The 13,457-nt window shown below is 42.1% G+C and carries 7 protein-coding genes and 2 pseudogenes; 5 read left to right on the top strand and 4 right to left on the bottom strand.

The window, feature by feature from the left end:
- Positions 1 to 61: 61 nt before the first annotated feature.
- The 5 genes and pseudogenes from FJQ58_RS31885 to FJQ58_RS31900 all read left to right on the top strand — a co-directional run.
- A pseudogene (locus tag FJQ58_RS31885) lies at positions 62 to 1,557 on the top strand (ribonuclease J); the annotation flags it as partial.
- 436 nt (positions 1,558 to 1,993) lie between these two features.
- Positions 1,994 to 2,146 (top strand): annotated as a pseudogene (locus tag FJQ58_RS32475) (WGxxGxxG family protein); the annotation flags it as partial.
- 959 nt (positions 2,147 to 3,105) lie between these two features.
- Complete coding sequence (locus tag FJQ58_RS31890; protein ID WP_139999869.1) at positions 3,106 to 4,605, top strand: spore germination protein; 1,500 nt, start codon at positions 3,106 to 3,108, stop codon at positions 4,603 to 4,605.
- Positions 4,606 to 4,611: 6 nt separating this feature from the next.
- Positions 4,612 to 5,697 carry a GerAB/ArcD/ProY family transporter gene (locus tag FJQ58_RS31895; protein ID WP_139999871.1) on the top strand — a complete coding sequence of 362 codons (1,086 nt, stop codon included), beginning with the start codon at positions 4,612 to 4,614 and terminating at the stop codon, positions 5,695 to 5,697.
- On the top strand, positions 5,690 to 6,820 hold the full coding sequence (locus tag FJQ58_RS31900) for a Ger(x)C family spore germination protein (RefSeq protein WP_139999873.1): 1,131 nt from the start codon (positions 5,690 to 5,692) through the stop codon (positions 6,818 to 6,820). Before FJQ58_RS31895 ends, FJQ58_RS31900 begins: the two co-directional genes overlap by 8 nt.
- A 136-nt stretch (positions 6,821 to 6,956) precedes the next feature.
- Here the strand turns inward: FJQ58_RS31900 and FJQ58_RS31905 are convergent, their stop codons facing one another.
- The 4 genes from FJQ58_RS31905 to FJQ58_RS31920 all read right to left on the bottom strand — a co-directional run bounded on the left by FJQ58_RS31905 (position 6,957) and on the right by FJQ58_RS31920 (position 13,403).
- Positions 6,957 to 8,297 (bottom strand): ABC transporter substrate-binding protein, encoded by a 1,341-nt coding sequence (locus tag FJQ58_RS31905; protein ID WP_139999875.1) that lies wholly within the window; start codon positions 8,295 to 8,297, stop codon positions 6,957 to 6,959.
- Positions 8,298 to 8,319: 22 nt separating this feature from the next.
- Positions 8,320 to 9,897 (bottom strand): response regulator, encoded by a 1,578-nt coding sequence (locus tag FJQ58_RS31910; protein WP_139999877.1) that lies wholly within the window; start codon positions 9,895 to 9,897, stop codon positions 8,320 to 8,322.
- A gap of 2 nt (positions 9,898 to 9,899) precedes the next feature.
- Positions 9,900 to 11,675 carry a cache domain-containing sensor histidine kinase gene (locus tag FJQ58_RS31915; protein ID WP_139999879.1) on the bottom strand — a complete coding sequence of 592 codons (1,776 nt, stop codon included), beginning with the start codon at positions 11,673 to 11,675 and terminating at the stop codon, positions 9,900 to 9,902.
- A gap of 87 nt (positions 11,676 to 11,762) precedes the next feature.
- Positions 11,763 to 13,403: an extracellular solute-binding protein gene (locus tag FJQ58_RS31920; protein ID WP_139999881.1), complete on the bottom strand. Its 1,641-nt coding sequence runs from the start codon at positions 13,401 to 13,403 to the stop codon at positions 11,763 to 11,765.
- Positions 13,404 to 13,457 lie beyond the last annotated feature (54 nt).

Below are 13,457 nucleotides of genomic sequence, written 5' to 3' on the forward strand. Positions count from 1 at the left end.
GGGGAAATTGGGATGGCCTAAAACAATTTTGCTCGAAGCAAATTTGCATGAAATCAGAAAATTGACGGAAATATACCTTTTAATTGAAAATCAAGAAAAAGTACGCGCATTAGTAATTACGCATGGTCATGAAGATCATATCGGCGGAATTCCTTATATTTTGAGACAGCTAAATATTCCTGTTATGGAACTAAGTTGACACTCGGATTAATCAAAGGAAAATTAAAAGAACATCGACTCAAAGGAAATATATTTCATGAAGTTAAATCAGACTCATTAATTCAGTTGGGAAGAAGCTTTCAGCTTTCTTTTTTCCGGACAAACCATAGCATTCCTGATAGCATTGGGATCGTATTAAAGACTCCGGAAGGTACTGTCGTTCATACCGGAGACTTTAAATTCGATTTATCCCCTTCAAATAAACAATTCCCTGACATTCACAAAATGGCAAAAATCGGTGAATCAGGAGTGCTGGTTTTGTTATCTGAGAGCACGAACGCAGAACGACCAGGCTTTACTCCTTCTGAACAATTGGTTGGCGAAAAAGTTACTGATGCTTTTCAAAAAGCAAAGCATAAAATATTTTTGTCAACGTTCGCCTCCAATATTAATCGTTTGCAGCAGGTTGTAGATGCTGCCACTCTAACCAACCGCAAGCTTCTACTGCTTGGACGCAGTATGATCAATGTAGTAACTATTGCTCAGGAACTTGGTTATATCCATATTCCCAAAGGCATGTTAATTGAAGCGAAAGAGGCAAATCTGCTCTCTAGAGAAATAGTTGCTGTACTGTGTACCGGCAGTCAGGGTAAACCACTTGCTGCACTTTCTCGTTTAGCCAGTTCCACGTACCCTCATACTGAAATCTTAGCTGTTGATACGGTTATCCTCGTCATCACCAATTCCTGGAAATGAAAAGAATGTAGCAAATATGCTAGATCATCTTTACATGCTTGGTGCACACGTCATTCAAGGGTCAGGTGTATCCACAGGGATGCATGTGTCCGGTCACGGAAGCCAAGAAGAACTTAAGCTAATGCTGACATTAATGAAACCAACGTATTTCATCCCTATCCACGGAGAAAATCGCATGTTATATCAGCATCGATTGCTTGCTGAATCAGTAGGAGTAGAGAAGGACAATATATTTATATTGAATAACGGTGATGTTCTTGACCTATCAGAAAATGGTGTACAACAATCACGAAAAGTTACTACCGGTAATACGCTTGTCGATGGTTTTGGTATTGGTGACATCGGAAACATTGTATTGCGCGACAGAAAACATCTCGCTGAGGATCGCTTAGTCGTATTGAAGGAACCATTCTCTCCGGACCCGATATTATAAGCCGTGGTTTTGTTTACGTCAGAGAATCCGAAGCTTTCTTAGGCGAAGTTAGTCGTCTTGTGCTGAAAACTATTGCTGAGCTACAAGAGAATGGTAATGATGGAAAATAATCGATTTTAAAGCATCGTATTAAAGAATCCACAAGCAAGTTCCTCTATACAAAAACGAAAAGGCGGCCCATGGTTTTGCCAATCATTATCGAAATTTAATGAATTCTAGTTTGTTGCCTTTACTTCTTTCTGAGGTAAAGGTTATTTTTCATATTTCAGTGTGCTAAGTCATTGTATCGATGTGTATTTAAGCATGGTTAATCTGGAAAAGAAATAATGCAGCTTCAGATTAAAAAACGTGGAAAGGATTTGTTTTACTACCAATTTACTTCTTAAGTATATTGAGTATAAATTTAAACTTAACTACAAAATATACGATTGTATTAAAAATAAAACAGAGCGAGGTAATCAAATGAAAATCTTAGTAATTGGCCTTATCAGTTGTTTAATGATGTTTAACTCAATTTCAGTATCAGCAGAAAGTGCCGCTAATACACCAGGACAGGAGCTTCGTTACGATGTCAATCGCGTCACTAAAGACACTAATCGAATATTAAATACAGATGATACTTAAAATTACCGAACCAATAATTACAATACATCTATGAACGCTAACAACTATAGAACAAATGCAACAGCAGACAATCGTGGTTCTAATTGGGGTTGGCTTGGTCTTCTAGGTCTTCTTGGATTAGCAGGTATGAGAAGTCGTGCAACTGATCGTGATCGTGACCGAGAAGGTGCATAATTGAGTAACAGGGGGCAGCTAGCCCCCAAGCCTTACACTACCGTACGTATGAGGCTGTTAATAGCTGAAGTAAATACCCATTTAAGTAATTTCCATTCATTTCCTCTACAGTTGAAAACTTAAAAATCAATATAGCTGCTGCTGTATCTTCCATAATCCCCTATGCTCACCCTCAAATTTTTCTATTTCCATTTTAATTGATTCGCGAGTTTACAAATTTCTTTTACAGACTCTTTCTCTCATCGACATAGTGAGTCTCTCAAATTCTTTGGCACTCATTTTCAACACTACTGGGTTTTTGTTACTATTCATTACTCAATTTGGTGGCTAGTGTGTCTTTGTTCGTATTTCACTTACGTTCTATACAGTCGCTTTAATAAGAAGAAATTTCAATGCTAAATAAGAACCTGCGGTAATAACTTTATAAAAATAAAATAGGCCTCTAATGGCATAACGCCTTCTATTACATAGATTATTTCAAGTCATTTGATTATTTCAATTAAAACCCCTTTTCGCTAAGGATATGGACATACCACTTTTGTTTCTGAACATAGCCTAGCCTGTTAAAAGAGTGTTTTGCACTCAATAAGAATGCAAAAGTATAAATATGGGTGGGGAGGTCCGTCCTGAACCTGTAATTCCAACTGCCCCAAAATCACTACATGCCCATACCGGATTCAAATCTTACGATTAACAACAGTTGCCGCCAGACGAACAGGAAGGATCAAGGCGGCACCGCTCACCATAATCGTCCAGATGACCTCTGGCTCTGACTAACCGTGTACCCCACATGATGAATACTACAGAATTTAGATAAGAGTAAATAAATGTCCTCATTCTGGTAATAATACTCACGATGAAATAAAGGAAAAAGCTCAAATTCATGATAAGTTTTCAAACTAAACGCATGTTATTACTCTATCAGCTGGCCCCATTACAAAATAATTTGATCGAAGGTGATGATATTGAAAGGACTCCTTAAGTTACTTCTTCACTCCTTTTCCAATTCTAATAATGAGCAGCATGACGATCAAAATAGAAATGAACAGGATCATAATCAAACAGAAATCACACTTCCTCACTTACTCAATGAGTTCAGTGACTGCGCTGATTTTATCCACCATACTTATGCAGCCAAACGTATAGACGTCCTTTTTTTTGGACATATGATCGACGAGACGAGGCTTGCATCTGAACTTATGCACTATCTGCATACCAATGAAGATCTTTATACACTTCTGCAACATTCTAATTTCATTCGAACAAATAATTCAAAAGAGACGGTAGAAGGTATATTAGCGGGCAATGCAGTCATGCTATACGGTGATATGGCCTACTTTATCGATGTTTCTTCTGATATATCACGAGCAATTGATCAATCCGAAACGGAAACCGTTATCACAGGTCCTCATGAATCATTTAATGAAGTCGCGAGTACAAATCTGTCGCTAATTCGTAGAAGAGTAAAGAGTTCACATCTTAAAGTAGTCAAGCTACCTGTAGGCGAAGTAACTAATTCCAACATTTACGTCCTCTACATCAAAGATCTGGTTAATATGGAGCTTGTACAGTTAATAACGAAAAGGATTGAAAAAATCGAAATCGATGCCGTATATGACATCAATATGGTGATCCAATATATTGATGATGACCCCTATTCGATCTTCCCTCAGTTTCTTACATCAGAGCGTCCCGATGCCATTGCCTCTAAACTCGTTGCTGGCAGGATTGTTGGTATGATGGATGGTAGCCCGTCTATGTTTAGCGCGCCTACTTCCTTCTTTGAATTTTTCTCGTCATCGGACGATTATTATCAGCGCTGGATGCTCGGAACTGCTACAAGGCTTCTGCGCTTTATCGCATTCATCATTACGATTTCATTTACCTCTTTATATGTCTCGATTACTACCTTTCAATATGAAATGATACCTGAAAATTTGTTAATTACACTTGCTGAGTCAAGAAGTCGCGTCCCTTTCCCCCCGGTGTTAGAGGCCTTGCTAATGGAGACAACCATCGAACTGCTAAGGGAAGCAGGAGCGCGTTTGCCAACCAAGATCGGACAAACCATCGGTATCGTTGGTGGTATTGTTATTGGACAGGCAGCCGTATCAGCTGGGCTCACGAGCAATATTTTGATTATTTCCGTTGCTGCCTCCGCTATTTCATCCTTTGTCATTCCCAGCTATATCATGAGCGCTTCATTTCGATTAATTCGGTTTGGATTGATTTTATTAGCTGGAATATGGGGAAATATGGGGATCGCATTTGGTATTTCGTATATTGTGATTCACTTAAGCGGACTGACAAGCTTGGGAACTTCATACGTCACCCCGATTGCTCCATATAAACCCAAGGATTGGCTGGATGTCTTTATTAGGGCCCCTTTCAGTATGATTAGAGAACGTCCAAGCCAGTCCAAAACCCCTAACAAAATAAGAAATCGAATGAGGAGGTAATGAATCTTGCAGGAAAAGTTGTCCAAATTCCATACAGCGATTTTGATCTATATGACACAATCCGGAATCGTCGTATTTAGCATTCCGCAGATGGAGGCCAAGTATTTCGGCACAAATGGATGGCTTATCCTTCTACCAATTTTTCTGCTTTGCTCCTTCAACATATTCCTTATTTCGAGTGTATATCGCCTAGGCAAAGGCCGTTCTATCTTTGATATTCTGGAAACAAGCATCCCTAAAGCACTGCTCATCCCACTCTATTGTGGACTTTCCGCCCTGTGGACAATGATTGGATGTCTTGTGGCCAAGCAATATATGCTCATTTTTCAAATGTTGGCTTTTCCTACGACCAATCCTATGATATTCAAAGCCGTATTCGACGTGCTGGCTTTACTTCTCCTGACTAAAGGGATTTATAATATTGGAAAAGCCTCAACCATTTTCTTTGGGCTGGTAATTTGGTTGTCCTTCTTGCTCATTTATTTCTTCTCGGATTTCGAATGGGTGAGAATAACTCCGTTTGTTCTTAAGGGTGGACATGATTCCTTAAATGGATTCTTACAGATCTATTCTGCCTTTCTAGGGTATGAACTCTCCTTACTCCTATTTCCTTATGTGAATAAAAATACCCGATTACCACTCGCGATTCAATCGGGATTAATGATTACCACTATTAATTACGCAGCAGTCAGCTTGATCAGCTTTGGTTTCTTTGGCTATGCCATGCTTGCTGAAACGTTCCTCCCCGTTATTGATCTGCTCGCTTACATTGAGCTGCCTTTCGTTGAAAGGTTGGAGAACTTATTTTATACTTTTGTCCTATTCTCTACAATCATCACTTTTGTCATGTATGTATGGGCTGCCAATGAGAGTTTGCAACGAGTTATACCAAAAGTGCCCGTCAAATGGTCTGCTGTATTCCTAATTGTAGCTGCCTTTATCGTTGCTTTTATCCCCGATGTAATGTCTCAAGTACAAAGCTGGCTGCATTTCTTAACCTATATAGAAATTGCGGTCTCTTTCGGTTTACCGCTCTTACTAATTGTTATCATATTGTTGTCGAGTACAAGGAAGGCACATACACATGAATAAATGGACAAGAAACCTATTGTACATGCTACTTATCGTTGTCATTACAGGCTGCCAGGATCAGCATATCTTGGAGAGACAGGGTTTCACTCAGACTATGAGCTATGATCTAGCGCCTGAGGAACAGGTAGAAGTTACTTTATCGGTACCAAAAGCAGACCCTAAATCAATAACAGATCGTGAAGTTCTCACTACAGTGGCATCTGGAAGCAAAGAAGCACGCATTAAGCTTTCAAGGCAGTCGGATCTCCAATTAGTTAGTGGTCAATTGCGTAACGTCTTGTTCGGTCTGTCTTTAGCAAAACAGGGCCTTGCCGAATTTACTGACACACTTGTTCGTGATCCGGCAATTGGTCCGCATTTGAAATTAATCATTGTCAATGGTCACGCAGGGCAAATCCTGCAGAAAAACTTCTCTCAACACCCGCGAACTGGTAAATATATTGACAAATTAATGGAGAAAGAGGAAAACGACAATTCAGTGCCCCGAACAACGTTGTTAAGCTTTGTAAGGGATTATTATGATGATGGAATCGATCCTGTGGCGCCTATGATTAAAAGTTTGGGAAGCAGCCTGACAACTGATGGCATTGCTCTGTTTAAGGATGACAAGTTCATAGCCAAGATAAATTCGGAAGACGCTTTGATTTTTGCTTTTCTCAGAGGTAGTTTAAGACAAGGAGAGATTAGTCTAAAATTGGAAAAGGAAGCTGGTCATGCGGACAACAATGAGAGCAGACTTCGTCAGGAAATTGTCATGCTTAGCTCAATCATCAGTTCCCGAAAAGTAAAAGTATCTAACTGCCAAAATAACCATTGCCAAATTGATATTCATCTCAACATTGAAGGATCCGTTCTCGAATATATCGGAAATTTAAAGCTTAGTATTCCCACAGACCGCAAACAGTTGGAGCGACGAATGTCCACTGATATTACCTCCAAGGCCGAAAAGCTCATCAATTATATTCAAAAGAGAAGCGTCGACAGCCTAGGATTAGGTCAATATGTTCGGAATAGTATGAGCTTCGCAGCATGGAATAGCCTGGACTGGAAGACAGAATATCCACAAATCAAAGTCAATTGCAAGGTTGAAGTTATAGTGAAGAACTATGGAAAAATGCAATAAGAGATGATCTTTGCTTACAAAAGCATTAAACAACTACAGGCTGTACTATTTCAATAAAGAGCAGCTAGCGTATTAACCTCATCATATTTCTAGACCGATTTAATATTAAAACGAAAATGCTTATGATGAATATCAATTATGGAAATTCTAAGAGGGTACCAGACTCATTTCGTTCCGCTATCAGTCGATCCCACTCTTTATCCGCCTTTTGCATGACTTCATATATAGTAGGCTTTCCCGTCAACAAAGACTCCTTGACCAAGCTGTAGAACCAATCGCCAAATGTCGGGGGCATCGTATTCATACCCCAAAAGTCGTTCAACTGCCTGCTTGGAATATGTTTCTCCGCAGCAGTTTCCAATACCAACTCCATAGGCTTTGTATATTGCTGCTCCATCTGGTATTTGGTAGCAGGCAGAGCGCTGCCTCCCAGAAACTCGGCATAATTTTCCATTTTATAAAAGTACTTAATAAAGTGTGAGAAAGCCTCCAGCTTGTTCGGGTCCTTAGCCGCTTCAGCCGAAAGAGCTAGCCCAGCCTGACCAGGCAACGTATTTAGCACTAGCCTGCCCTTACGATCCCTCGGAACAAAATATCCAATCTTGAAATAAGTATCTGCGGCTATGATCGGATTAATCATGTGAGAACCGCCATATAGAATCGCTGCTTTACGCGACAGCAGTACGGTAATGGTTTGGTTCTCTGAGGTTGCCGCCCAATCCGTATTCACATAACCTTTCTTGAACAGCTCGGCGAAATCATGCATGGCTTGCATAACTCCAGCATCTGTAAAGCTTGCCGTGCCAGCCGTCCGCTTGCTGTTCCAATTCTGGTCATCGGCATATACATTATCCATAAGCAGCTTATTCAACAGTTGGTTAAAGTGTCCGAGGTCTTTACCACCAATGACGAGCGGAGTAAAGCCCAGCTGTTTAATTTTCTCGCAGGCCTTCAGAAACTCCTCCCACGTTCTTGGTGGGGAAGTAATGTTTGCCTGCTCGAAAATATCTTTATTATATAGAAAACCGGAAGGAGCTGGGCCAGTCATTGGAAGCGTATAATGCTTGCCCCCTACTTCAGCCGGCGTATCTATGAGAGCCGTCAGCTCCTCCGGCAGCTCGGCAAGCCTTCCCGCATCTACGTACCACTGCGTATCGCGCATCTCCATCATATCCGGAAACTCTCCCACAACATCTTTCATTTGCAGATAATCCGTATAGGAGCCTGAACCTGAGGAGTCCTGTAAGATCGTAATTCCCGGGTTCTCAAGCATAAAGCCTTCCACTGCATTCGCAATCGCCGCTTTGATGGTAGGATCGCCTCCTGCATATACAAAGGAAAGCTGTACCTGGTTGGAGCTGGGAAGTTGCTCCTTATTCGGAGGCGTAACGTTATTCTGAAGCCCGAAGCTGCATCCTCCTAGCAGCAGCAAACTCGCAACAAGGAAGACCATCACTTTATAACAACCTGTCAGCATTACTTTTCACCTCATTTGCCATTTAACTCTGCCTGTAGTCATTAGGAAGCTTACCATAATGCTTCCTGAACATATCGCTAAAGTGCCGGGGGTTATTATAGCCTACCGCCTCTGCTACCTCATAGACCATTAAATCCGTTTGCATCAGCAGCCGATGTCCTTCCTTCATTCTTAATTCAGTTAAATATTGCTTGAAGTTTTTGCCCGTCTGTTTCTTGAAAAATGTACTGAAATAGGAAGGATTCATATACACTAGTGCAGCCATCGATTCCAGCTTAATCTCTTCTTTGTAATGCTCTGCAATATATTTTTTTACTCCATCAAGCTGCGTAACTTCCTTATGATCTCCTTTAGGGCCAACAAGCAGCATTAGAGATACAATCTCTTCATGAACAAATCCCCCTAGTTCTTCGCATGTATGAAAGCTCCATAAACGTTGTGTCAGCTCTTGCTCATCTCTCAGTTCTGTCTCACAGCCTAGCTCAGAAACCTGATGGGCAAGTACATGAAGCAGCGCATACGCGCAATGGACCACCATTTCCCGGTTCCCCCATGCTTCTCCACTTACTGCTTTAACCCACTCCTCGCATAGCCTCGTAGCTTGGGAAGGCGTCGAGTTGGTAATGGCCTGCACCATATCTTTCTCAATGGCGTCCCGTGGGCGTCCACTGTTCTCTGGCGGCTGTGGTATTTGCTCGTAGCTAATGTAGGAACGCGAGCCGAGAAAGAACCGAAAGCCAATTGCCGTCTCTGCCTCCGTATATCTATCATACAATTGCTCAAGACGAGAGCCTGTGCTCAATCCGAGCGTAACGCTTATTTTCAAATAAGCAGAAAGCCGTTCATGAATACATGAAATAGCGCTTAAGGGATCACTCCCTTCATTCAAGGAAAATATGGCGCATATCTGTTTCTGTCTAACGAGCACCCAGCCTAAACCGCTTTCATTAATCGTATCCTTAATTACATTCTGTATCGCAAATTGGAGCAGCTTCCAGCCACTTTCTTCCCAATTGCCCTGATTGATCAATATATCCTCTTGCTCGATCAACAGCACTGAATACAACACATCAACCTGTTCGCCAATGTACTCTTTCAGAGCCCTCGTCGTCAGTTCAACCCGCTCGCCTTCAATCAGAAGCTCAAGCAGCTCTTTCTCCTGTGTTTTACTTTGCTGCTGCTCCAATTCGGCAAGTCGACTAAGCCTGTGTTCCGAATGAGACACCTCTTTAACCATCGCAAGTGCCTTCATAATCGCGTTCTCCAGCTTCGTTTGATCAACCGGCTTTACCAAATAATCGACAGCTCCAAGGGCAAGCGCTTCCTGCGCGTATGTAAATTCACGGAAAGCACTCAGAAAAATAACATAAGTGCTAATACCCTCTTTTTTTATAAGCTTTAGTACATCAATTCCTGTCATCCCCGGCATCACAATATCCGATACAACAAGGTCAGGACGAAGGGTTTGGATGGACTCCAGCAATTCCGTTCCGCTGTACACCTCTCCGATAATTTCCATACCAAAGGCTTGCCAATCAATCAACTTATGCAGTCCGCGTAAAATAATTCGTTCATCATCTGCCAGCAGCACCTTAAGCATGGCTAATTTCCTCCTTCCGATAGGGGAAGCGTAAACTGTACAGACGTTCCAATATTAAGTCGACTCTCAATGACCAGCCCGCTCTCCTCACCAAACAGAGACTTTAGCCTGTCATGTACATTTTTCAAGCCTACATGCTTGCGTAGATGCGGGGCAGTATCTTCCTTCAAGCTGCTCAGTACTTCAAACAGCTTGTCCTCGCGCATGCCAATTCCATCATCTATGATGCGAATAGAGAGATGACGCCTATCCAGAAGCTGAAACTCAATGCAGATTCTACCTTTGCCGGATAACGGCCAAATGCCATGCTGCACAGCATTCTCTACTAGCGGCTGGATTGACATTTTGAGTATTTGCCAAGAAGACTCAATTTGATCAAGGCCTTCAACCTCAAGCTGGATCATATCATCGGTGCGGATGCGAATCAACTTGAAATAATGATGAACATGCTCAAGCTCCTCCCCGATGGACACCAAATTCTCACCATAATCCAGCACGTACTCCATCTGTTGAGACAACGAATGAATCATATCGGCTACCGGACGATCATCATTCGTAATGGCGCTCATGCGAATAACCTCCAACGTATTATAAAGATAATGTGGCCTTATCTGGCTCTTGAGTGCGTTAAGTTCTGCCTGCTTCTGCTTGATTTCCGCCAAATAGGCAACATTAATAAATTGGCTTAGCCGATCAGCCATTCGGTTAAAGCTGCGAGCAAGCTGACCAACCTCATCAATGGAATGCACCGGAACGTGCAAATCCAAATTTCCTGATTCTGCCTTAGCCATTTGTCGTATGACCTCACGAATCGGCCGCGACAATCGTTTCGAGAATATAACGGCAAGCATAATCAGAAAAAGAATGCAGCCTGCAACAATAAAGCTTGTCCATTGCTGAATCACAATCAGACTGGAATACAGCTCATGCTTCTGGAAAGCTCCCATTAGCTTGAAATCCGTTCCGGCTATCTCCTGCTCCAGAACGAGAACATCAGAGTCATTCGAATTAGCAATCTTTTCGTTAACCTGCTTGCCGTTATGGTCGTGATTGCTGGAATAAATAATGAAGCCCTCAGCATCGACGATATTAACCGTTTCTCCATCATTAAGCTGTATTTCCGAGAAAAGGTTCTCAAACGCTTTCAGATCCACGTCAAAAAACAGTGTCCCCATCGCGACCGGATTTTGGTTAAAGGAGATTGCTTTGTTCATAAATTGTCTGCCAAATGTAAAAACGCTGCTATTAGAGCCGGCGTAATAGGTTTCAGGATGTGTCGGAATAAAATGTATATGCTTCGGACTTTCATCAAAAGCCCTACTCCATTTGCGCCATAAAAATTGATTCGATTCGAACCGAAGCGTATTTCGGCTCTGAGTGTACAATTCATTCGTATAACGATTCACAAAAAAAGCATTTTGGATATATGGATTGGTACTCATTAACGTCTTGAGATAGTCATTGACAGCTACGCTATGATCGTAGCCTTGATAATCGGAATCCATCGTGAGCGATTGATAAAGCTGCTCGTACAAATCGTTATTCGTATACATAAGTTTGGAAATAGTATTGAATTCCGTAAACTTCTTCTCTGCATTGTCGGATAGATTAATAATCATCTGGTTCAAATTATTCATGGTATACTGCTGAGCTTGGGATGTAATCATATTCATGGCCAAATAGCCCATAACCGCTATCGGTACAAGTCCGACTAGAATGAAGGAAAAGGTGAATTTCACAAACAAGCTGCGACGAAAAATAGTAATAAGGACCTTCATTACAGCCTCCTCCTTCTGTTTATGCGAGAAACCCCCCAAAGAGCAGCGCCCCGCAAGGGAAGCGCTGCTTCTGAGAGTATACAGATATTAAGCTCCTACCTTTTCTTTAAAAACTTGCAATTGGGTGTTCATTTCGTCAATGATCGCATCAAGGCCAGCAGCTTTCAGCTTTTTATTCATATCAGCCAAAGCATCTTCAATCGATTTGCCGCCAGTAATACCGGAACGAGTCGCGCTAGTTGCCGCAAGAACGTCATTTACTGCAAGCAATTGGTTTTGGATTTTCTCAGGATTGAAGATAAAACCATTAAGCGGATTATCTACAGCAAGAGAATCCAGATTATTTTGCATGGTTGTCAAATCCGCTGCCAGATCCTTATAACGAATTTGTTCGGTACGCGCCATATCATTGTTCGTGAAGCCAGTACTCATTTTTCGATACATTTTCTTCTCTGCAGGAATTGTACCGAAGTCAACTGTAGCATCAGTTGGGAAAGAAACATAGCTTACGCCTTCCTTGCCATATTGGAACTTATCAAAGAACTCTTTGTCTGTGTGTACAGCTTCGATAAACTTGATAATAGCTGCTGCTTTCTCGTCGCTTGTGTTAACACCGATTGCTACGCCAGTCGTATTGCCCATGTTCGCAGTAAGTAGTTTACCAGTACTTGTTACGTAAGGGAGGAAGCCAAATTTAATGCCTTTCGGATTCGCCGCATCCGCATCCGCTTCTCCGCCATTCAGCTTGTTCATGGCAGGAGGGATAATATTAACTTTGGCTGCCGAGAAGTGATTCAAGAAATGTGCAGGCAGCAAGCCATCTTGCATCATAATACCAGGGTCAGCTTTAGAGTTCAAAATATCTGGGTCGGAAATACCGTCATCATACCATTGTTTTGCTTGTTTCAGTGCTTCCAAATACTCAGGCTGCTCGAACAAGAACACGGAGTTGAATGGATCACTTTGTTTGGACGCAATCGCGCTGATACCTGCAGTAGCGTCACCCGTTACATCCATATACATACCAAGCGCTCTCCCAGCGATACCGCTGCTGTCCGGTGTGCCTTGAATGATTGGCTTTTTAAGCTCTTCCTTTGCTTTGTAAAGGTAAGCGTTCAGTGATTCCAGATCCGTAACAGGTTTCACACCCCACTGCTCAGCCAGATCAACACGGTATAGGAATCCATTTGTAGTAACGTTCGTTTTGCCGCTAAATTGCGGAATGTAGTTAAGCTTGCCAGCAATCTCAAGCTTTTTCAAGCCATCAGCTCCACCAAATTTCTCGGCCAGCTTCGGTGCTTGATCGATCACTTTGTTCAAATCATAGAAAGCGTTGGATGCTGCCAGTGTTGCGTAGTTTGACCAAGGACCAATCGTAATCAGGTCGATGTCGCCAGCTGCAATACGAGTTTGCAGCGTCGTCATTTCTTGACCCCAAGGCACATATTCAACCCGCAGCTTGATGCCCCATTGTGCAGTCAGCTCATCAAGAATAGGGTAGTATTCTTTGTCCAGATCAATAACCGGTTTGTCTCCCATGTTAACGACCTTAACAATGCCTAGATCCTTAACCGGCGCATCTGTTGGCTCTGCTGAAGCTTCAGTGCCACCTGCGTTAGTAGGCGCGTTAGTAGACTTATTGTTGCCATTGCTGCTGCATGCCGCAAATACGGTTACAAACAAGGCAGCCATCAAGCACATGATCGTGATGCGTTTCAAAGATTGCATGTACGTTCCCCCTAAAAAATAATTGTGTTTATTTATGTCAATTTGCACAAGGGT

It is taken from the genome of Paenibacillus paridis (assembly GCF_006345825.1).
Taxonomy (GTDB): domain Bacteria; phylum Bacillota; class Bacilli; order Paenibacillales; family Paenibacillaceae; genus Pristimantibacillus; species Pristimantibacillus paridis.